Genomic DNA, 21,109 nt, shown 5'->3' with positions numbered 1-21,109 from the left:
TGGAATTTAACAGCAGTATTCTTGGGAAAAGTTTAGTGTTTACACCATTTCAAAAATTACCAGGGCATACAAATAAAAACGCACAAACCTAAGTAAACCAAACAATAAATAACTCGGGAATGGAAATTTTATAATACCTGCTGCAATACTTGTCATGGCAAAGGGAATAGGTAGTAATGCTCCTACAATAATTAAAAAGCCACCCCATTTTCTGGTATTTTTAATATGTTGAGCCATTTTCACTTCTATTGCTTCGTGAACAGCCGGGATTTTGGTCATCCATCTTCCCATAAAATAGGAGATCACACCGCCTAAATAAGATACAAGGGCTAATAATGAAAGATATAAAATAGGACTGGCCGATTTACCTGACCATGCAATAAATAGTTCAGGAGGAATTAAACCAAGCAGGGATTCTGAAGCAAAGAAAACACTAATAATACCCAAAGGGGAATAAGTCTCGGTTACCGTAACCAACATGTCCTCAATATCAAGAACAAACCTATCTATAGCCCAAAGTGCAGCTATAAATAAAACGATTGGTAAAATTGCTTTCTTTATGCTATTCCAAACAAAACTGTAAAAACCGGTATAACTATAATACTGGTGTAACAAGCGTATGCGCGACTTCTTTTTAGATTTCGCATCTTTCTTCATCAAATTCTCCTTTAGCAATTTACTCACTAAGTAAGTTTATAAAACTTCGATATTGTATCAAAAAACTATATTACTCTACTTAATGTCCCGGAATAAACCCGAGATGATTTCTTATTGAGGTATTCAATAAGATTTGCCCGATACCTTTCAAATATCAGGCCGTAATATTCATAAAAGTTACGATCTAATTCTCTTCTGCATATTCATTGAATGCGTTTACGTATTCACGCAACTCAATTTCATTTACACGATTTGAGGGGTCGGCCATTAGAGAAAGTAAATAATCCAGACTTTCCTGTCCGGTTGTTTCTTCCTGTACCGGTGCTTCCTCTCCTTCTTCTACCGCCTCATCACCAGGAATGGCAATATTAAAAGAATCGTAAGCTTCTACGTGTTCAAAGGTTAACCTAATTACTTTTGCTAATAAAGGCTGCCCTTCTTCTACTACAAGGGGTCTTAAGTCTTTGAGGTCGCTTATCAACGTGTTGGTGATTATTCCGTTGCGCATTAAATCACGCTGAATCTTGTTTAGTAATTTTTGGGCTTTTATATTGTTCAAGAGAAAATAAGTTAATCAGGTTATACTATTTTTTGCAAATGTACTGCTTTCGTCGTTTTATGAAACATTTTTGGAAAAAAATAAGTAGAAATTCAGATAAATATATTTGGAATTATACGACTGCTAATTTAAACAGATGGTTCTTATGGTTTTGATAAACAGATTTTTATATGTTGTTAGTTTAAAGCTTGGTTTAATATTAACAATATCTTAGTCCTTAAGATTTCAGCAAAATAGCATTGTTTAGTAGATTTAACTCAATCAAAAAAATAAGAAATACTATGAATTCATTAAAAGGAAAAGTGGCATTTATAACCGGTGGAAGTAAAGGTATAGGTTATGGAGTAGCCCAGGCGTTGTTAGATTTAGGGATGAAGGTAGCTATTACAAGCAGATCTAAAGAGGCTGCTGAAACAGCTGCTAAAGATTTAAGTGCAACCGATGCCTTGGGTCTCGAAGCCGATGTAAGAAATTATGAAAGTCAGGAAAATGCCGTAAAAGCAGCTATAGATAAATTTGGACAAATGGATGTGATGATAGCCAATGCCGGAATTGGGCATTTTGGTTCCATAAGCGAGTTATCGCCAAAACAATGGCAGGAGACGATAGACACCAATCTTACCGGTGTATTTTACAGTGTTAAAGCTAGTTTAGAAGCTCTAGAAAAATCTAAAGGATACCTTATTACTATTTCCAGCTTAGCCGGAACTAATTTTTTTGCAGGAGGAGCTGCTTATAATGCCAGCAAATTTGGCCTAACAGGATTTACACAAGCGGTGATGCTAGATCTTAGACAAAAAGGAGTGAATGTAAGCACCATAATGCCCGGATCTGTAGCTACTCATTTTAACAATCATACGCCAAATGCTGAAGATGCCTGGAAGATACAACCTGAAGATATTGGCGAGTTAGTAGTAGATCTTTTAAAAATGAATAAGCGTACGCTACCAAGTAAGATAGAGGTAAGACCATCGCAGCCACCAAAAAAATAATTTTTTATTAAGTTATATTTAGAGGCTGTTTTAAAAGGTTATTTTATCGGTTATTTTGAATTTATGTCAAAATCTAAGTGTCTTATTGAAGACATCATAGACACAGAAAGAAATTTGGCTTAACGACAATTAAACTTTCCAAACAGCCTCTTTTTTTATCGGTTCATTTATCGTAATATTGCAATAAACAATTTATATGGGGCTTACAAAATCTGAAATGTTTACAAGGTCGCAAAACGAACTGGCTGGTATCGCTAAAGTACTGGGCCATCCCGCACGGATTGCAATTTTACAAGAAATAATAAAATCTAAATCCTGTATTTGCGGTGATTTGGTGCAGGAAGTAGGGCTGGCGCAACCTACCATTTCCCAACATCTAAAGGAATTAAAGAATATTGGGCTAATAAAGGGTGATATAGAAGGTACGCGCGTGTGCTATTGTATTAATACTAAAAAATGGGAAGAGGTGAAGCAGCTTTTTCATAGTTTTTTTGATACGCATATTCCAATGAATGATGATTGCTGCTAATTCACTTAAACTAAATAAGCATTATTATTCTTTCTAAAAATTTTAAATTTTCCTTCCAGGTAAATTACCTCTGGGCAAGCCCAAGAGGCATCCGTTGGAAACAAATTTTAATTTCGCGGCAAGCCTCGGGGCATTACACCCATTGGCGGTGCCAATAAAAAATCTATCTGTTTATGACTCAAAAGAAAATGGGTTTTCTCGATAAATATCTAAGTTTATGGATTTTTCTGGCCATGTTTATAGGGGTGGCTATTGGTTATTATGTTCCGCAAAGCGCCGGTGTTATAAATTCGTATAGTGTAGGTGCTACCAATATTCCTATCGCCATTGGATTAATTTTAATGATGTATCCCCCTTTGGCTAAAGTAAATTATAAGTATTTACCGGGCATTTTTAAGAATATAAAGATCCTTGGTATTTCCTTATTACTTAATTGGATAATAGGGCCTTTATTGATGTTTTTTCTAGCTATCATTTTTCTTCAGGATCATCCCGAATATATGGTTGGGCTTATTCTAATTGGGTTGGCACGTTGTATTGCGATGGTTTTAGTATGGAATGATCTTGCTGAAGGTAGTAGCGAATATGGCGCCGGTTTGGTGGCTTTAAATAGTATTTTCCAAATATTCTTCTATAGTTTTTATGCCTGGGTTTTTATTACTGTTTTACCACCCTATTTTGGGTTTGAAGCTGCCATTGTAGATATTTCAATAGGAACCATTGCAGAAAGCGTTGCTATTTACCTTGGTATTCCTTTTCTGGCAGGCTATTTAAGTAGGGTGTTTTTGGTTAGGGCCAAAGGCGAAGACTGGTATAAAAACAAATTTCTTCCGGCAGTTTCTCCACTTACCCTTATCGCATTACTATTCACCATTTTGGTTATGTTTAGTTTAAAAGGAGAAACCATAGTAAATATTCCGGTAGATATTGTTTTAATAGCTATTCCTTTAGTGATTTATTTCGTCTCAATGTTTTTTATAAGTTTCTTTATTTCGAAATATTTTGGAGCTGGTTATAAACAAAATGCCTCCATTTCTTTTACGGCAACAGGTAATAATTTTGAACTTGCCATTGCGGTAGCTATTGCGGTCTTCGGAATAAACAGTGGCCAGGCCTTTGCAGGTGTGATTGGGCCCTTAATTGAAGTTCCTGTTTTAATAGGCCTGGTTAGCGTGGCATTTTGGCTGAAACAGAAATATTATCCGAAAGAAAAATTAGGCTAATGGCTGAAATCTATGATGTAATAATAATTGGAGGTGGGCAAAGCGCACTTGCCTGTGCTTATTACGCGAGAAGAACAAGCCTGAATTACCTAGTACTTGACGGGCAGGAAACTTGCGGCGGGGCCTGGCAAAAAACCTGGGATTCTTTAAGTTTATTTTCCCCGGCAGAGCACGCTTCGCTTCCGGGTTGGTTAATGCCAAAAGCTAAAGATAAGTTTCCCGATAAAAAACACGTAATTAATTATTTGTGTGCGTATGAAGAACGATACGATTTTCCAATTAAAAGGCCTGTAAACGTCACAAATGTGGAAAAAGAATTGGCTGTATTCAGGCTTAAAACTTCGGAAGGGGAATTTTTTTCAAAGGCAGTAATTTCGGCTACCGGAACCTGGAATGCACCTTATATACCCAAAATTGAGGGAATGGAAACTTTCCGCGGAAAACAAATTCATTCATCTCAATATAGAAATACAGATAAATTAGAGCATAAGAAGGTACTTGTTGTTGGGGAAGGAAACTCTGGCGCCCAAATTTTAGCCGAAGTTTCTAAAGTGGCACACACCAGTTGGGCCACTTTAAAAGAACCCGAATTTTTACCAGACGATGTAGACGGTAGCGTGCTTTTTAATGTGGCCACAGCTAAATATAAAGCTGAAAATGAAGGGAGGGAATTTAATCTCAAAAATTATAATCTTGGCGATATTGTTATGCTTCCTGCCGTTAAGCAAGCCAGGCAAAGAGGAGTACTTGTAAGTAAAGGTAAGTTAAGCGGATTTACGCAAGATGGCGTGATTTGGGAAGATGGAACACAGCAAGTGTTTGATATTATAATTTGGTGTACCGGTTTTCACTATGCTACTAATCATTTAAAAAATATTGCCCATTTGGATGGAAAGGGGAAAATTAAAACTGAAGGGACAAAAGCCAAACAAACAGAAGGACTTTGGCTGGTAGGTTATGGTAGATGGACGGGGTATGCCAGCGCTACTTTAATTGGGGTTGGTAGAAGCGCCCGGGCTACAGTAAAAGAGCTAACCGATTATTTAAAGGGTCTTTAATTTATACCTATACAATAAGTTGAACAACCTAAAAATTTACTGTATTATTGATATTTCATGCTTTGGCGGTGCCAATAAAAAAGGAATTTTTTTAGGAGGCAATGAACTAAAGATATTCTTCTAATCAGGATTCTATGATGGAGTAAATGTTATGATTTCTTAAAGAAGTGCGAAAAAACCTATAATACACCGTAACTTTACCGATAAAAAAGCATCAAATTTGCCCAATATTATTCCCAATTACTGGCAGGAATTCCTGAAATACCTTAGAAGTACCGACTTTTCTAAAGCTATGGTGCTTACCTTGTCTATTGGTTTGCCGGTAGGGGTTTCTATTTGGTTGGGAAATTCTGAAATAGGTTCGGTATTGGCAATGGGAGCTTTATTAAGTTCGCCCAGTGATATCCCCGGTAGCTTTAGGCATCGCAATTTTGGAGTTATTATAGCAGCCTTGCTGGCGGGAATAGTTTCGATAATTATGGCCTATGCATCAGCTTATCTCTGGCTGGTTTTTCCGCTTTTGGGACTTTTAATGTTTGGGATAGCTTATTTGGCTGTTTATGGATTTAGGGCTTCCCTGGTTGCTTTTGCCGGACTATTTGCCATAGTGTTAAGTTTTGCCAATATTTCTACTGAAATTCTTCCCTGGGAACGCGGACTTCTTATTACTGCCGGTGGAATTTTCTATTTATTATTGAGTAATCTTTGGACTCTTATAAACCCTAAACAGCATACAGAACAACTTTTGGCCGAATGCCTCGAGCTAACTGCGCAGTACCTTAAAACAAGGGCACATTTGCTTACTGAAACAGGGGAACGCGAAAAACTTCAGAAAGAATTATTCTTGCTACAAAGCGATCTTAACGAGAAACACGAAAGCCTTAGAAACCTTCTAATAAATGCGAGGCGCGCTTCCGGAAATTCTAATTATGCACGCAAGAGATTGCTTATTTTTATAGAATTGGTAGATATCCTGGAATTGGCCATGGCCAACCCCGTAGACTATAATAAAATGGATGAAGTTTTAGGGGAAGACCGGGAACTGCTACATCGATTTAAAAAATTAATTAAGAAGATTGCTTTTCAACTGGATGAAATTTCTATTGTTATAGAAAAGAAAAAAGAAGCCAGCTCCAAAGAAATTAGGACGTATTTAAAAGGGATAGAGGAGAACTTTAAGGAAGTTCGTGGGCTTATTGCTTCCGATAATACCGAAAAGGCGTTTTTGCTTCAAAATCTATTTGATTATTTAGAAAAGCAGGGACAAAAAATTAATACCATTATTCGGGTATTGCATAATTTAGATACCCGGGAAACTACTTTGTTAAAAAATAAAGAAGTTTCGCAGTTTATTACCCCACAGGATTATGATCCCAAACTTCTAATTGAAAATTTTAATTTTGGCTCGCCAATTTTTAAACATTCTTTAAGGCTTGCTATCGTTGTTTTAGTAGGTTTTGGTATTGGACTATATTTTTCTTTTGAAAATGCTTATTGGATAATTCTCACTATAGTGGTAATTATGCGCCCAAATTACGGGCTTACCAAAGATCGTTCTAAACAGCGAATTCTAGGAACCCTAATAGGTGCCGTTATTGCCCTGGGAATTGTTTTGGTAGTTAAAAACCAGGTTGTGTATGGTGTTTTAGGCCTGTTTTCGTTAACCCTGGCATTTTCCTTATTGCAACGTAATTATCGTACTGCGGCTGTTTTTATAACCTTGAGTATTATATTTATTTATTCACTTCTAAAACCCGATGTTTTTAGTGTGATTCAATTTAGGGTGATAGACACTGTTTTGGGGGCCGGCCTGGCTGCGTTGGGGAATATTCTTCTTTGGCCTGCCTGGGAATCACAACATATTAAAAGTGTGATTGCCGAAAGTATAAGGGCCAATAAAACTTACCTGCAAGAAATTGATGCTTTTTATCATAAAAAAGGCGGTTTGCCAACTTCCTATAAGCTTTCCAGAAAAAAAGCATTTCTGGAAATGGGTAATTTAAGTGCCTCTTTTCAAAGAATGACGCAGGAGCCAAAATTTAGACAAAAGGAATTAGGGCAACTTTATAAAATTGTAGGTTTAAACCAAACCTTCCTTTCTGCACTGGCCTCGCTAGGAACTTTTATTCAAAACCATAAGACTACGGCTGCTTCAAAAAATTTCGAGATTTTTGTTTTTCATATTAGCACCAATTTGGAAAATGCCAAAATGGGCCTTGAAGATATCAGGCAACTACAGGATGTTGATCCTACCCGAACTCAAAAAGCAGCTTCAGAGTTGTTTAAAACCTATAAAAAACTACTTCTAGAAAGAGAAAACCAGTTAAAAGAAGAATCGGGAAAAGGTCAAAAGGAGGTGCAGTTAAAATTACAGGAAGCGCAATTAGTTAGCAGTCAATTACAATGGTTGTTGGAGATTTCAGAGAACCTTCAAAAAACTATAGCGAAAACAAAATTCAGCTAAATGAGTAAACGCCAGTTAAAAAAATACCTTCAGGATTTACCAAAAGAAGAATTGGAAGAACAAATTATAGACCTTTATGAGCGTTTTAAACCCGTAAAGGTTTTTTACGACTTTGTTTTTAATCCACGAGAAGAAGAACTTATACGGAAGGCTAAATTAAAAATATCTAAAGAGTATTTTTCGGAAACCAGGCGTAAACCTAAAGCCCGTAGATCTATAGCTCAAAAAGAAATCAAGCATTTTCAGCAGCTTGGTGTAGAAGCACATCTAACAGCAGACCTTATGCTTTTTAATATTGAAATTGCCCAAACCTATGCTGATGAAAAAAATAATTTGAAAGAAGCTTTCTGTAAAAGTATGTTTAAATCTTTTGAAGAAGCGGTAAAGTTTATTTTAAAAGAAGGTATCCTGCCTGAATTTAAGCTTAGGATCTTAAAGATTGCTGCCGAAGCCGAACGACAAAAATGGCCTAATTCCTACAGGTTTGAAAAGATAGAAATGCAATTTCAATAAATACCTTTTATAACTGACTTTTATATTTGAGTGGATATTTAGAGAGAGGCTTTTATAAGTAGAAGAGAACTTAATATTTTTATTTCGTATAGAAATTAAATAGGCTCATTGAAAGCATTTATAATAAATTAGGTAGAATTTGATTTGCTATTGTTTACTTTTGGAATAAAACGAAAAGTACCTTTCTAAAAATTGCAGTTTTAAATGAGCCAGAGTGAAGTTATAGAGAAAATAAAGGCACAAAAAAATTTACCAAATTTAAAATTCAGTATTAAGGAAAAAACTGAAGCCTTTACCAATAACCTATTTTACACGTTGTTTGATGAAGAAACGCCTGTAAAAGAAAATATTAAAAAGTTAGGAGAAGATTTTGAAGAACTTGCAGATTTGGTGTGCTGGGAGCCAGATACCCCCTGTAGGGATATTTGGCAGGAATATTTAGATAGATTGCCCGAAATTTTAAAAAAACTACATAAAGATGCCAGGGCAATTTCAGAGAATGATCCTGCAGCAAATTCCATAGAAGAAGTTATTCTTTCTTATCCGGGTTTTTTCGCTATAGCTATTTATCGTTTTAGCCATGAGTTTTATAAATTCGGTCTTCCACTTGTGCCACGTTTAATGGCCGAGTGTGCACATGCCCTTACCGGAACAGATATTAACCCGGGAGCGCATATTGGTACACCTTTCTTTATAGATCATGCCACAGGAGTGGTAATAGGTGAAACAGCGGTTATAGAAGATAATGTAAAGATCTACCAGGGAGTAACCCTGGGGGCACTTTATGTAGATCGCAATTTAAAAGATGTAAAAAGGCATCCTACCATAGAAAAAAATGTTACAATTTATGCGAATGCTACTATTTTAGGAGGTGAAACAATTATAGGGGCCAATAGTGTGATAGGAGGAAATGTATGGTTAACGGCTTCTGTGCCTAAAAACTCCATGGTTTCACATAATCCACAAATCAATATAAAAAATACGAATAGATAATGAATAATTCTATATTAGATTTAATAGGAAATACACCTTTGGTGAAAGCCCAAACTTTAGTTGAAAACCCAAAGGTGGAACTCTACTTTAAGCTTGAAGGTCAAAACCCGGGTGGAAGTGTAAAGGATCGTGCAGCCTATAATATGATTAAAAGTGCACTAGATAGGGGAGACATAACCCGGGAAACTAAACTTATTGAAGCCACAAGCGGAAATACCGGTATAGCCCTTGCTATGGTAGCTAGGATATTTAAATTAGATATTGAATTGGTAATGCCCGAAAATTCTACCATAGAACGTGTACAAACTATGCGTGCATATGGAGCTAAAGTTACACTTACAGATGCCGAAGGGGGTATTGAAGGAGCCAGGGATTATGCAGAAACTAAAATGGCCGAAGGTGATTATTTTATGATCAATCAGTTTAGTAATAATGATAATTGGCAGGCCCATTATCATACTACCGGACCAGAAATTTGGAACGATACCCGGCATAAAATATCGCATTTTGTCTCTTCTATGGGAACTACCGGAACCATTATGGGAACTTCTACCTATTTAAAGGAAAAGAATAATGAAATTCAAATTGTTGGGGTGCAACCAACCGATAACTCCAGAATTCCCGGAATTAGAAAATGGCCCGAAGCCTATCTTCCTAAAATTTTTGTACCTACAAAAGTAGACCGAATACTGGAGGTAAGTGAGGAGGAAGCTGTTGCAATGACTAAAAAACTGGCCGAAGAAGAAGGGATTTTTGCCGGTATGAGTAGTGGAGGTGCCGCTGCTGCCGCTCTTAGACTATGTAATGAATTAGAGGAAGGTGTTGTTGTTAGTATAGTTTGCGATCGTGGGGACCGTTATTTATCGTCTCATATTTTTGATTAAAATAAATACTCCGGAAATTGAAAAAAAATTTCCGGAGTGAATATAGAACCTATTTAAGTGGCTTTGTTGGCAAAACCAATGGGTATAATACCCGGCTGCCTGCCTCGAAATTGAAATTTGTTTCAATAAATTTCTTTTGAACTTACCCCGAGGTGTTTTACTCTAAAGTAGCTACAGCATAACCTGTGGCGTCTCTAGTAACATTCATTTTTACATTTTTCTTGTTTTTACCATTTTCAAGTTTCACTTTATAATATTCTTTATCAATAGTCCATCCAGACTTTGTAAATGCCAAATGTTTGGTTCCTACAATACTGTAACCTTCATTGGCTCTTAAGATTTTTACAAGGGTTCTGTTTGGTAAATTAACGTCTACAAAGCGTTGGTTACTGGAAATAACCTCACCATTTCTATTATAATTTACTTTTAGTTTACCTTTATTGGTAATAAAACTTACGGTATATTTATCGTAGCCTTTATCCTGATTGGCCTCAATAAAATCTTCAATGCTAAAATTTTCTCTTGCATATTTTAAAGGATTAGCGTGAAATTGTCCAACGTAGTCTTCACTAACCTGAAATGTTAGCGTATTTGATGTTTCATCAATTTCCAGAGACTTTGGATTAAAATCCATCCTTAATTCGTCTAGCTTAATTATACCTTGTGAATATACCATTCCCACAATGGTGAAACACAATAGGCTTAAGATTAACTTTTTCATAATATTTTATTTTAGAGATTAATAAATAATTATATGCCAAAAGTAATCTTCTCTTAAGCCCAATAAAACTACCTAAGTAGCAGTATTTCAAGCTTTAATAGTTTTTAACGGTTGTTTATTAATTAGTTGCTTTCTTTAAAAGTAGTGGTAAGTTAATTACTTCCATTTTTTTTCGGCTTATTTTCAAAATACCTTCCTTTTTAAAATTTTGGAAATGCCTGTTAACTACAGCTCTTGTAGAGCCTATTAAATTTGCTATTTCGTCGTTAGAAAGATCATGTATATATTCTAGCTTTTGAGATTCATGATTCAGGTTTTTTAAAATTAACCTTGCAAGACGTGCCGGAATTTCGAAAAAAGTATGATTAATAGCATAGTCTTCTACGCGTAGAAGCTGTTTCCCTATGTATGTTAGCAGTTTTTCATTAAGCTCGGGATATAATTTTAACCATTTTTGCATGGTAAAGGTAGGGGTCGTTAACATATGTACTTCCTCTAAAGACTCGTAATAAATTTTATGATTACAATTATCAACTAAAGAAATTACATCAAAAAAATCGTTTTGCTTCAGTAAAAACAAGGTAAACTCCCTACCAGTTTCTTTGTTGGTTTGATATACCTTTAAACGTCCTGAAATTATAATATGAAATTTATGCTTTAAATTTTTGCAGTTGCTGCAAGTGCGTGCCGGCCAAATCTCCTTTACAAAGTTAGAGGCGATTTCAGCCAGAGTTTCCTGCTTAAAATCATTAAAAAGAAGATTATTACCTATAACATCTAAGCCACTCCTGTTTGTACTACCGTTCTTCTTCATAATCAAGCAGTTTGAAAAAAATGAGTCAACCGGGGAGAGTAGAAATAAGTTCTAAATTTAATAAATTCTTCCCTTTTAATTCGTATTTGTTTCCTAAATATTTCTTTAAACCTAAGAAATCAGCTATTTTTGCAAACTTGCAGATTTGAACAAAAATTATGGCGGTGGAAACCTTTGGAATAGAAGATAAGAAAGTAGATAAACAACTTTATGACTATCAACAAAAAGATATAGACAAAATCTTTGGTGTGATAGATAAGCATCCTGAACATTATAACCTTCTTTATCAGTTGCCTACAGGTGGTGGTAAAACGGTTATATTTTCACAAATGGTGCGGGAATATATTCAACGAACTCAAAAAAAAGTACTTATTCTTACCCATAGAATCGAGTTGTGTAAACAAACCTCTAATATGCTAGATGGGTTTGGGGTACGTAACAAGATTATTAATTCTAAGGTAAAGGAATTACCAGACCAGGAAAATTACATGTGCTTTGTAGCCATGGTAGAAACCCTGAACAATCGTCTACACGACGAGAAATTGGAGATTCAGGACATTGGTTTGGTAATTATAGATGAAGCCCATTATAATTCATTTAGAAAACTATTCAAATTTTTTGAAAAATGCTTTATACTTGGAGTTACGGCTACACCACTTAGCTCCAATATTAAGTTGCCTATGAAAGATAATTACCGCGAATTAATTGTAGGTGATTCTATAGGCTCTCTTATTGAAAAAGGCTTTTTGGCCCGGGCAAATACTTTTAGTTACAACGTAGGCCTTACGAGTTTAAAGGTGGGAATGAATGGAGATTATACCGTAAAATCTTCTGAAGAATTGTATTCTAACATTTCTATGCAGGAAAAGTTGTTAAACGCCTATTACGAGCGTTCCCGCGGTAAGAAAACACTTATTTTTAATAATGGTATCAATACGTCAATAGAGGTCTATGAAACCTTTAGAAATGCAGGTTTGCCTATTCGGCACCTGGATAACACCACTAGTAAACAGGATAGAAAGGATATTTTAAAATGGTTTAAACATACGCCTGACGCTATTGTAACCTCCGTTAGTATTCTTACTACCGGTTTTGATGAACCTACGGTAGAAACTATAGTTTTGAATAGGGCTACAAAATCATTAACCCTTTATTTTCAAATGATTGGTAGAGGATCAAGGGTCTTACCGGGAAAATCTGAATTTAACGTGATAGATTTAGGTAATAACCTCGCAAGATTTGGCGAATGGAGTGCCCCGGTAGACTGGAAACAAATTTTTAGAGCCCCAGATTTCTATTTTGAAAATTTATTGAGTGATGAAGAAATAGAGCGGGAATTTAAATATGTAATGCCTCCCGAAATACGAGAGCAATTTTCTAAATCCGAAAATGTAGATTTTGATGTGGAAGAAGCATATGATGAGGTTATAAAAAAAGGATTAAAATCGAAGGCGGTTTTAGAATGGTCTATGGAGCAACACGTAAAAATGTGCGTAGAAAATTCTGAAGATGTTTTTGATGCTCGAATTTTGGCCAAAGAACTAAAAGACGATATTGCTTCAAGAATTAAACAATACTCTTATTGTATTAGTAAAAGTACCAAGAATTATCGCGATTGGCTGGAAGAGGATTACTCGAGAAAACTGAGAATGGCCATCAATAAAGAATTTTAGAAGCAAATTACCTTTCCTGGTAAGCTTTAAATGCATTAAATATCGAATATAGAGTGTATGGGCATTATTAATTAAACAATATTTAAATAAATTGTTTAATTAATAATGCCTTTTTTACAATTTATATCAGCTATGGACCTTTTATAGTACTTTAGTAAGTTTGTTTTCTATAGCTTCTAGTCTTTATCTTTCCCACCAAAAAGGCGTTTAAAGAAGCCTTTCTTTTTCTCTTTTTTCTCCTCTTTTTCAGGTTTATCCTTATCGCTTCCACCAAATAAACGTTTAAAAAAACCGTCTCTTTTTACAGGATCGCAATCCAACATTTCACTAATTTCAGAAGAGATAGGAGCAAACCGGGCTTTTGTGATATCGTTAAAGCTGGTATCCATATTCATTTTTTGCATGAGTTTAGCAAAAATTGGTAATGCCGAATTTGCTCCCTGGCCAATATAGGTGTTTCTGAAGCCTATTCTATGGTCGTCGGCACCAACCCAGGTAACTGCAAGTAGGTTGGGGGTAATACCCACAAACCAGCCATCTTTATTGTTTTGTGTAGTACCTGTCTTGCCCGCAATATCATTACTTAATCCGTAAGTGGTTCTTAGCCTGGTGGCCGTTCCCTGGTTTACCGTAGCTTTCATCATGTCTATCATGATTTTTCGGTTGGTCTCGGAAATAGATGGGGCCTCTGAAATTTCAGGCTTAAATTCAGCTAAAATGTTTCCCTGGTCATCTTCAATTCTGGAGATATAAAAAGGCTTACTCGTTTTTCCATTATTCACAAATGGCGTATAAGCCCTGGTTAACTCGGTTAGACTTAAAGAAGCCGTTCCCAATGCGATTGATGGAACTTTGGGGAGTTCAGAATTTATACCCATAGCTTTTGCCTGGTTCACTACCCCTTGAATTCCTGTCTCCATAAGTACTTTAACGGCAATAGTGTTCATAGACTTACTTAGTGCTTCCTTTAAGTTATAATTTATATGCGGATCTTCTTCATCACCTCCTGAATTAGAAGGAGTCCAGCCATTGGCATAACTTACTTCTCTTGCCGAAAAGTAGGTGCATGGATCCATCCCGTTCTCAAGGGCTGCGGTGTAAACAAACGGCTTGAATGTAGAGCCTACCTGGCGCTTACTTTGTGAAACATGATCGTATTTAAAATATCTAAAGTCTATGCCGCCAACCCAGGCCTGTACCGCACCGGTTTGTGGTGTAACGGCCAGCATCCCTGCGTTTAGGAATTTTAAATAATGTGCTACACTGTCTTTAGTGCTAATATTTCTAGTTTCAACTTTATCGTAATCAAAAAGTTCTATTGATTTTTTTCTATTTAAAATTTCCAGAATTTGATTCTCACTTTTGCCTTCCGTGGCCAGTTTTTTCCAGGCCGAGGTTTTCTTAAGGGCTTCTTTTACTATGTTTTGATTTGTTAACCAGGGGGCACTCTTTCCCCAGGCTTCTTCGTGCTGTTTTTGAAGAGCCCGCAAATGTTCTTTTAAAGCCTCTTCGGCCAAACTTTGCATTTTATAATTTAAGGTGGTGTGTATACTTAAACCATCTCTATAAATATTAAACTTTTTACCATCCTTGTTTTTTAATGTATCCAGGATTTTACTCAAGTCTTTTCTTATTTGGGCCCTAAAATAGGGAGCCAATCCTTTATCGTGACCATAGTTTTTGTAATTAAGAACCAGTGCTTTTTGCTTTGCTTCATTTACTTCGGCCTCTGTTAAATAGCCATACTTTCCCATTTGTTCTAAAACAACATCCCTTCGCAACCGACTTCTTTCAGGGAAAATTCTTGGATTATAAGAATGGGATGCTTTTAATGTGCCTACTAAAACGGCGGCTTCTTCAAGATTGATTTCTGAGGTATGTTTCCCGAAGAATTTCATAGAAGCACTCTCTATTCCGTAGGTATTATCACTAAAAGGTACCGTGTTGAAATAAAGTTTGAGAATATCTTCTTTTGAATAAATATCTTCCAGCCTTTTTGCGATAATGGCTTCCTGAAATTTATTGACAACAATTCCAAGCGGTCCATAATCTTTTCTTCCGTAGATATTTTTGGCCAATTGAAGGCTAATAGTACTACCACCACCGGAAGAATCGTCCTGAAGTAGAATAGATTTAAAAAGCACCCTTAGAAGACTGCGGTTATCAATTCCGTTGTGTTCAAAAAAGCGTGCGTCTTCAGTTGCGACCAGTGCGTTAATTAAATGACTGGGAAGTTCTTCAAATGTAATGGGTTGCCGATCAAAAACATAAAATTTCCCAATAAGTTCACCATTATCGGCCAGAACCTCTGTAGCCCTGTTTTGTCTGAGTTCTTTTAATTCGGTAGAGGAAGGGAGTTCACCCCAGGCTCCAAAATAAATGCTGGCAAAAAATATTATAAAAACGCTAAAAAGACTTACCAGAGTTATGAAAGCCCATTTAAGCCAGGGTTTCCTTTTAATTTTATTGAGCATAGTAAATTTTATTGTTACAAATAAACAAATACCATATAAAAAGGGTTTCCTATTTAAAGATTTTTTAAGTTTTTAAAGTGCAGGTTTTCAGGTGTATCTAAAATTGGCTATAAAAAAGCCGGTCACAAATTACATTGTGCCGGCTAAGGAATAATACATTTCATAAAGAATTTATTTTAAGATCAACACATAGGTTGATGGTTTAAATGCCAGTTGTTTCTTGTAAAATTTTCCTGAAATTTAATATTTGGCTTTTTCCCATATAACTGGCAATCTCTTACGCTTCCAAAATTTCGGTTGATATATTCGTGGATTTTCATAATGTTAAGTTTTTTTAGTAACGACGTTTTATATCCCAGTTACTACGATGGTTTGATTTTAACTGATTTAAAAAAGGACGATTGTTTTGAAAGGTTTTCATAATTTCTAGGTTTTAGGATTATCTTAAATAGCGTCTTTTACTATTCCAGTTTTTCTTGGTACTATTTTTTTCCTGATTAAAAAATGCTCTGCTAATGGTTTCTGAAGTTTTCATAATTTCTAGGTTTTAGGATTATCTTAAATAGCGTCTTTTACTATTCCAGTTTTTCTTAGTACTATTTCTTTCTTGATTAAAAAATGCTCTGCTAAGGGTTTCTGAAGTTTTCATAATTTCTATAATTAAATGTTATACCTAATAGACTGTTAGCAATCTTGTTTGTTACAGTACTATGTTATAAATAGTACTAAATTAACTTATTTTTAACAAATCAGGGTGTTTTTGGCGGGTTTTGGACTTGCTGTTTAAGCTAATTTTTAAATTCGTCTGTTAATAATATTTAATTATACAGGCAAAGCTTAGGAATAAACTTACTTTAGGACCTTATTCTAGAAACCTTATGAAAATGAATAGAATAATTTTGGGGATTATAGCTGCAATTTTTATTGTAGCCGGACTTATATACTGGATCTTTAAGGACAATAGTTATATTTCTTTTGATGATGCTAATAAAACCTATTCTATTGAAAAGAAGTGGGAGTTACCACCCATTCTAGAAGAAATTTCAGGTATCAGTTATTTAGGAAATAATGAAATGGCTTGTATCCAGGATGAAGATGGTACCATCTTTATTTTTAATTTGGAAACCTCAAAAATTACATCGCGAATTGAATTTGGAGAACCTGGCGATTACGAAGATATTGCTGTTCTGGAAGATACGGCTTATGTACTTAGAAGCGATGCCAAAATTATTGAGGTTAAAAATTTTAGGAGTAAAAGTTTTAAAACGAATAGTTATCAGGTATCGGGATTAGATATAAATGATGTGGAAAGTTTGGAAATAGATAGAGTAAATAATCGTTTGCTCTTTGCTGTAAAAGAATATAATAATCGTAAAGCTATTAAGGAAATTTATGCCTTTAATCTTTCTACTAAAACTGTAGAAGAGCAAACTTTTGTAAGCCTGGATGGTGAAGCTAAAATCTATAAAGATTTAGTAGGGGGGAAGGCATCACAGGTAATTAGGCCCTCTGCCATAAGGTTTCATCCAAAAACGGGAGAATTATATGTTTTAGAAGGAAATCAACCAAAACTTATTATCCTCCAAAAAAATAGAACAGAAAGTAATATTCATATTTTAGACACAGAGACTTTTCCGCAACCCGAGGCTTTAGATTTTGATGAAAAAAACCGCTTGTATATTTCTAACGAAAGCCGAAGACAGCCTGCAAATATTTTAAGACTCAAACTAAATACCAAATAAGGTTTATGGCCGATTCTATAGAGACCACTTCAGTTAAGAAAAGTAAAGCACCCCTAATAGTATCAGGAACTATAATAATTGCCTTTGTTGCGGCTTATTTTTTTATTCCCGGAGTTAAAGATTTTTTTTCAGAAGCCTGGAGTGTTTTAACCAGTAACGATGAAGAAAGAATAACCAATTGGGTTTCAGAATTTGGATGGCTGGGACCAACAGTTCTTATTTTGGCCATGGTGGCACAAATGTTTTTAATAGTAATTCCATCGGTTGCGTTAATGGTAGTCTCTATTCTGGCTTACGGACCTATCTTTGGAAGCTTAATTATTTTTGCTGCAATTTTTTCGGCTTCCAGTGTAGGTTACTTTATAGGAAGGTATTTTGGTCCTGTGATCGTAAAGAAATTAATTGGCCCAAAGAATGAAAATAAAATAGAAGATTTTATTGAAGATTATGGCTTTTGGGCAGTTATTGTAACCAGAATAAATCCGTTTCTATCTAACGATGCCATTAGTTTTGTAGGTGGCATTCTTAAAATGGGCTACTGGCGTTTTATTGGAGCCACACTGGTTGGAATCGCACCATTAACTATTTTTATAGCCATTATAGGAAAAAGTACAAGTGGTTTAAAAACCGGTCTACTCTGGGGGTCTATTGTAAGCTTAATAATTTTTATTTTATATGTTTGGTGGGATAAAAATAAACGAGGGAATAAAAATTAGCTCAAGTATTTAATTTAGAAATTATTTACCTGGTAACCTAAATTTATTGCTGAGAGGTTTATCTTGAGACCTGAAAAACCTACTAAATGGCCATCTGGCTTTAGCATAAAATAATTTATCTCCTTCAAATTAAGTATTTTAATTTCTATCACTTATCTTTGTAAAAGTTTAAGCTGTATCCTAACAGGGATTCTTAACTTTCTTTACATATAGATGGTTATTAGCCTTGCCACTACCGGTAATCTCTTCAGGTAATTCCAAGCTTACTCACCTAATTATTAATTAAACATAACTAATGGGCAAATCGCAGCAGACATTTAGTAAAACTGAAAAAGAAAAAAAGAAAATAAAAAAAAGAAAGGAGAAGGAGCTTAGAAAGCAGGAGCGAAAAGAAAACTCAAATAAAGGAGGTAGCTTTGAGGATATGATCGCTTATGTAGATGCAGATGGTAATCTTACTGATACACCACCAGATCCTTCCCAAAAGGTTGAAGTTGAAGCCGAAAGTATAGAAATTGGTATTCCTAAGAAAGAAGATTTACCAGAGGAAGATCCTGTAAGAAATGGAAAGGTTTCCTTTTTTGACCATTCTAAAGGTTTTGGATTTATAATCGACTCAGAAAATAACGAAAAGTATTTTGTTCACGTTACCGGATTAATCGATGAGATTAATGAAAATGATAAGGTAAGCTTTGAACTTGAAAAAGGAATGAAAGGTATGAATGCTGTACGAGTAAAACAGCAGTAGACCTATAATAACAATAAGGTTTGGTAATGCATATTGCTAAACCTTTTTATTTTTCCCAATCTTTAATAAAAGTTTTAGGCTTTGTGGTGGAATAAATACGAAGTGCTACAGTGTATATTTTTACATTCAGGAGATTGTAGTTTTTTAGAATTAAAAATTAGGATCAGCTTGATACTGAGCTATTAAAATTAGTTTTAAAACTTATAGGCTACGATAATACCGTGATTATTTCCTAGTATCCCATTTTTTAGGCCGAAGTTATAGTAGTAAACAAACTTAAAATTTTGTAAGGCATAAATTCCACCTAGAAAATTTATAGAATGGCTACTTCTATATCCAGTACCAATTTCAAACTTATTTTTAAAATTTACGGCAATATTCGCATCTATTTGTAATGGTGCTCCATTTTCATATTTTAAAAGTGCGCTAGGTTTAATCATAATTTCCTGAAATCTATTAGTGAAAAAACGATATCCGAAATAACCATAAAACGGATTACTCAGGTTCAAATCATTTCTTGATGCTAGTTTATCGCCTAAAATATTGGGAGCTGAAACTCCCAGATAAAAGTTTGCCCTATTGTATAGAATACCCACTCCCATTGTGGGAATATTGGCATTTATGTTTTCATCAAACTTAGGATCATTGGTAATGCCCAAATCCAATAAATTTTCATTAAACTGTTGCACGCCAGCGGTAATACCAAAGGACAATACATTCTGATCGTATACTTGCCAATAAGGCCGATTATTCTCCACATCGAAAAATATTTTATAAGAATAGGCCACAAATGCTCTTGTACTGGTGGTTACCCCTATTTTATCGTGCAAAACTGCTGCTCCCAAACCCATTTTATTGTTGTTAATGGGTGTATGGAAACTAAAACTAAGTGTTGTTGGGCTCCCTTCTATATTATTTAAATACCCATAATTGCTTATAGAAGCTTCGGGGCTTTCAGCAATTCCGGAATAAGCAGGATTTAATATAAAAGGATTGTAATTATATTCCGGGAATAAAGCGGTTTGTTGTGCACTAGAAATATAGGTGCATATAAAAACAATAAAACAAGTGGTTATGGCCGTTTTATATTTTTTAGTCATGTAAACTTTCTGAGCCATTTATTTCTATTTAGTTATTTGAATAGTAACAATCATTTTTCTTAAAAATCTATAAATGATCTTTAACGCTTTAAGACTAGAAAGCCTTTTAATTTTTTAAGTCGATGGTTTTTAGTAACATTTTCAATGGTAAAGAAATACGTGCCTGAAGGTAAGTTGCTACCTCCAAGTTTGGTTGATTTGTTAGCTATTCCTCTAAAAACATTGTTTTGATTATTATAACCTTGAATACGGAATACAATATCTCCCCAGCGATTATATATGGAAACTATATTGTTAGGATGATTCTCTATTCCCCCAATAACCCAATAGTCGTTAATACCATCATCGTTAGGTGAAAAGCCATATTTTGTTTCGCTTACAGTAATATTAGTAGTTTCTGTGGTAAAACTTATTTCTGTACATCCCGTAGCATTTCCTACCGCATTATAAGGAGTAACCGAAACATAGATAGTGGTGTTTTCAGGGAAATCGGTTGTATGGCTATAAGTTGTTGTTGTAAGATTGGTATTATTTACCAGGTCATTTCCTCCTACAGTTGTCCCGATATTTATATAATATCCATCGGCATCTTGTACAGCATCCCAGCTAATATTTTCACTGATGCTAACCTCGGTTGCACCGTCTACCGGACTGGTAATTGTAGAACAATTTGGAATGCTCGGAGTTGCAAAGCTCTCTGTGGTAAAACTTATTTCTGTACATCCTGTGGCATTACCAATAGCATTATAAGGAGTAACCGAAACATAAATTGTAGTATTTTCAGGGAAATCGGTTGTAGGGTTATAATTTGTTGTTGTAAGATCGGTATTATTTACCAGATCATTTCCTCCTGGAGTTGTCCCGATATTCACATAATATCCATCGGCATTTGGTACAGCATCCCAGCTAATATTTTCACTGATGCAAACATCGGTTGCACCGTCTACCGGACTGGTAATTGTAGTACAATCCGGAACGCTCGGATTTGCGAAGCTCTCTGTGGTAAAACTTATTTCTGGACATCCTGTGGCACTTCCTACCACATTATAAGGAGTAACCGAAACATAGATTGTGGTATTTTCAGGGAAGTCGGTTGTATGGCTATAACTTGTTGTTGTCAGCTCAGCATTATTTACCAGGTCATTTCCTTCTGGAGTTGTCCCGATATTTATATAATATCCATCGGCATTTGGTACAGCATCCCAGCTAATATTTTCACTGATGCTAACCTCGGTTGCACCGTCTAGCG

20 protein-coding genes are annotated in these 21,109 nt (G+C 35.3%); 12 read left to right on the top strand and 8 right to left on the bottom strand.

Going from position 1 to position 21,109, the window contains the following annotated elements:
* Positions 1-39: 39 nt before the first annotated feature.
* Positions 40-657 carry a YqaA family protein gene (locus tag I6U50_RS14880; protein ID WP_193709775.1) on the bottom strand — a complete coding sequence of 206 codons (618 nt, stop codon included), beginning with the start codon at positions 655-657 and terminating at the stop codon, positions 40-42.
* A gap of 184 nt (positions 658-841) precedes the next feature.
* Positions 842-1,216, bottom strand: a complete 375-nt coding sequence (locus tag I6U50_RS14875; protein WP_193709441.1) for a hypothetical protein — start codon at positions 1,214-1,216, stop codon at positions 842-844.
* Positions 1,217-1,497: 281 nt separating this feature from the next.
* Between I6U50_RS14875 and I6U50_RS14870 the strand changes: the two genes are divergently transcribed.
* The 8 genes from I6U50_RS14870 (at position 1,498) to cysM (ending at position 9,872) form a co-directional block, all read left to right on the top strand.
* Positions 1,498-2,208: an SDR family oxidoreductase gene (locus tag I6U50_RS14870; protein ID WP_198639423.1), complete on the top strand. Its 711-nt coding sequence runs from the start codon at positions 1,498-1,500 to the stop codon at positions 2,206-2,208.
* 196 nt (positions 2,209-2,404) lie between these two features.
* On the top strand, positions 2,405-2,737 hold the full coding sequence (locus tag I6U50_RS14865; protein WP_193709443.1) for an ArsR/SmtB family transcription factor: 333 nt from the start codon (positions 2,405-2,407) through the stop codon (positions 2,735-2,737).
* Between the two features lie 173 nt (positions 2,738-2,910).
* Positions 2,911-3,960: an ACR3 family arsenite efflux transporter gene (gene arsB / locus I6U50_RS14860; protein WP_198639422.1), complete on the top strand. Its 1,050-nt coding sequence runs from the start codon at positions 2,911-2,913 to the stop codon at positions 3,958-3,960.
* Positions 3,960-5,018 (top strand): ArsO family NAD(P)H-dependent flavin-containing monooxygenase, encoded by a 1,059-nt coding sequence (locus I6U50_RS14855; protein WP_198639421.1) that lies wholly within the window; start codon positions 3,960-3,962, stop codon positions 5,016-5,018. Before arsB ends, I6U50_RS14855 begins: the two co-directional genes overlap by 1 nt.
* A gap of 220 nt (positions 5,019-5,238) precedes the next feature.
* Positions 5,239-7,482, top strand: a complete 2,244-nt coding sequence (locus I6U50_RS14850) for an FUSC family protein (protein WP_232805961.1) — start codon at positions 5,239-5,241, stop codon at positions 7,480-7,482.
* Positions 7,483-7,995 (top strand): DUF6155 family protein, encoded by a 513-nt coding sequence (locus I6U50_RS14845; RefSeq protein ID WP_198639420.1) that lies wholly within the window; start codon positions 7,483-7,485, stop codon positions 7,993-7,995.
* Positions 7,996-8,199: 204 nt separating this feature from the next.
* Complete coding sequence (epsC, locus tag I6U50_RS14840) at positions 8,200-8,988, top strand: serine O-acetyltransferase EpsC (protein WP_193709447.1); 789 nt, start codon at positions 8,200-8,202, stop codon at positions 8,986-8,988.
* Complete coding sequence (gene cysM / locus I6U50_RS14835; RefSeq protein ID WP_193709448.1) at positions 8,988-9,872, top strand: cysteine synthase CysM; 885 nt, start codon at positions 8,988-8,990, stop codon at positions 9,870-9,872. The genes epsC and cysM overlap by 1 nt, the downstream gene beginning before the upstream one ends.
* Before the next feature lie 157 nt (positions 9,873-10,029).
* Here cysM and I6U50_RS14830 read toward each other — a convergent pair whose 3' ends face one another.
* Both I6U50_RS14830 and I6U50_RS14825 read right to left on the bottom strand, forming a co-directional pair.
* On the bottom strand, positions 10,030-10,593 hold the full coding sequence (locus tag I6U50_RS14830) for a hypothetical protein (protein WP_198639419.1): 564 nt from the start codon (positions 10,591-10,593) through the stop codon (positions 10,030-10,032).
* Positions 10,594-10,711: 118 nt separating this feature from the next.
* On the bottom strand, positions 10,712-11,407 hold the full coding sequence (locus tag I6U50_RS14825) for a Crp/Fnr family transcriptional regulator (protein WP_198639418.1): 696 nt from the start codon (positions 11,405-11,407) through the stop codon (positions 10,712-10,714).
* A gap of 158 nt (positions 11,408-11,565) precedes the next feature.
* Between I6U50_RS14825 and I6U50_RS14820 the strand changes: the two genes are divergently transcribed.
* Positions 11,566-13,080, top strand: coding sequence for a DEAD/DEAH box helicase (locus tag I6U50_RS14820; protein ID WP_193709451.1), 1,515 nt, complete (start codon positions 11,566-11,568; stop codon positions 13,078-13,080).
* 176 nt (positions 13,081-13,256) lie between these two features.
* On the opposite strand, the gene I6U50_RS14815 is transcribed toward I6U50_RS14820, so the two are convergent.
* Both I6U50_RS14815 and I6U50_RS15955 read right to left on the bottom strand, forming a co-directional pair.
* Positions 13,257-15,554 carry a penicillin-binding protein 1A gene (locus I6U50_RS14815; protein ID WP_198639417.1) on the bottom strand — a complete coding sequence of 766 codons (2,298 nt, stop codon included), beginning with the start codon at positions 15,552-15,554 and terminating at the stop codon, positions 13,257-13,259.
* A 182-nt stretch (positions 15,555-15,736) separates the two neighbouring features.
* A complete protein-coding gene (locus tag I6U50_RS15955; RefSeq protein WP_198629199.1) occupies positions 15,737-15,874 on the bottom strand; it encodes a hypothetical protein in 138 nt (45 codons plus the stop codon).
* Positions 15,875-16,438: 564 nt separating this feature from the next.
* Here I6U50_RS15955 and I6U50_RS14810 point away from each other — a divergent pair.
* The 3 genes from I6U50_RS14810 to I6U50_RS14800 all read left to right on the top strand — a co-directional run bounded on the left by I6U50_RS14810 (position 16,439) and on the right by I6U50_RS14800 (position 18,760).
* Entirely contained in the window at positions 16,439-17,296 is an 858-nt protein-coding gene (locus tag I6U50_RS14810; protein WP_198639416.1) for an SdiA-regulated domain-containing protein, read from the top strand.
* A gap of 5 nt (positions 17,297-17,301) precedes the next feature.
* Positions 17,302-18,012, top strand: coding sequence for a TVP38/TMEM64 family protein (locus I6U50_RS14805; RefSeq protein ID WP_198639415.1), 711 nt, complete (start codon positions 17,302-17,304; stop codon positions 18,010-18,012).
* Positions 18,013-18,307: 295 nt separating this feature from the next.
* Positions 18,308-18,760, top strand: a complete 453-nt coding sequence (locus I6U50_RS14800; protein ID WP_193709455.1) for a cold-shock protein — start codon at positions 18,308-18,310, stop codon at positions 18,758-18,760.
* Positions 18,761-18,954: 194 nt separating this feature from the next.
* Here I6U50_RS14800 and I6U50_RS14795 read toward each other — a convergent pair whose 3' ends face one another.
* Positions 18,955-19,878: a PorP/SprF family type IX secretion system membrane protein gene (locus I6U50_RS14795; RefSeq protein ID WP_232805960.1), complete on the bottom strand. Its 924-nt coding sequence runs from the start codon at positions 19,876-19,878 to the stop codon at positions 18,955-18,957.
* A gap of 62 nt (positions 19,879-19,940) precedes the next feature.
* Positions 19,941-21,109: gliding motility-associated C-terminal domain-containing protein (locus I6U50_RS14790; protein WP_198639414.1), on the bottom strand; the 1,169-nt coding region annotated here is incomplete at its 5' end.

The organism is Salegentibacter maritimus (genome assembly GCF_016236975.1).
Lineage (GTDB): Bacteria > Bacteroidota > Bacteroidia > Flavobacteriales > Flavobacteriaceae > Salegentibacter > Salegentibacter maritimus.
Note: the sequence above shows the minus strand (reverse complement) of the source record. Positions and strands in the feature narration are given on the sequence as shown.

Bases quoted from the DNA above. Each gene is read 5' to 3' on its own strand.
- arsB (WP_198639422.1), top strand. From the start codon at position 2,911: ATGACTCAAAAGAAAATGGGTTTTCTCGATAAATATCTAAGTTTATGG.
- I6U50_RS14825 (WP_198639418.1), bottom strand. From the start codon at position 11,407: ATGAAGAAGAACGGTAGTACAAACAGGAGTGGCTTAGATGTTATAGGT.
- I6U50_RS14880 (WP_193709775.1), bottom strand. From the start codon at position 657: ATGAAGAAAGATGCGAAATCTAAAAAGAAGTCGCGCATACGCTTGTTA.
- I6U50_RS14800 (WP_193709455.1), top strand. From the start codon at position 18,308: ATGGGCAAATCGCAGCAGACATTTAGTAAAACTGAAAAAGAAAAAAAG.
- I6U50_RS15955 (WP_198629199.1), bottom strand. From the start codon at position 15,874: ATGAAAATCCACGAATATATCAACCGAAATTTTGGAAGCGTAAGAGAT.
- I6U50_RS14805 (WP_198639415.1), top strand. From the start codon at position 17,302: ATGGCCGATTCTATAGAGACCACTTCAGTTAAGAAAAGTAAAGCACCC.
- I6U50_RS14855 (WP_198639421.1), top strand. From the start codon at position 3,960: ATGGCTGAAATCTATGATGTAATAATAATTGGAGGTGGGCAAAGCGCA.
- I6U50_RS14810 (WP_198639416.1), top strand. From the start codon at position 16,439: ATGAATAGAATAATTTTGGGGATTATAGCTGCAATTTTTATTGTAGCC.
- epsC (WP_193709447.1), top strand. From the start codon at position 8,200: ATGAGCCAGAGTGAAGTTATAGAGAAAATAAAGGCACAAAAAAATTTA.
- I6U50_RS14795 (WP_232805960.1), bottom strand. From the start codon at position 19,878: ATGGCTCAGAAAGTTTACATGACTAAAAAATATAAAACGGCCATAACC.
- I6U50_RS14820 (WP_193709451.1), top strand. From the start codon at position 11,566: ATGGCGGTGGAAACCTTTGGAATAGAAGATAAGAAAGTAGATAAACAA.
- I6U50_RS14845 (WP_198639420.1), top strand. From the start codon at position 7,483: ATGAGTAAACGCCAGTTAAAAAAATACCTTCAGGATTTACCAAAAGAA.
- I6U50_RS14865 (WP_193709443.1), top strand. From the start codon at position 2,405: ATGGGGCTTACAAAATCTGAAATGTTTACAAGGTCGCAAAACGAACTG.
- I6U50_RS14830 (WP_198639419.1), bottom strand. From the start codon at position 10,593: ATGAAAAAGTTAATCTTAAGCCTATTGTGTTTCACCATTGTGGGAATG.
- I6U50_RS14815 (WP_198639417.1), bottom strand. From the start codon at position 15,554: ATGCTCAATAAAATTAAAAGGAAACCCTGGCTTAAATGGGCTTTCATA.
- cysM (WP_193709448.1), top strand. From the start codon at position 8,988: ATGAATAATTCTATATTAGATTTAATAGGAAATACACCTTTGGTGAAA.
- I6U50_RS14870 (WP_198639423.1), top strand. From the start codon at position 1,498: ATGAATTCATTAAAAGGAAAAGTGGCATTTATAACCGGTGGAAGTAAA.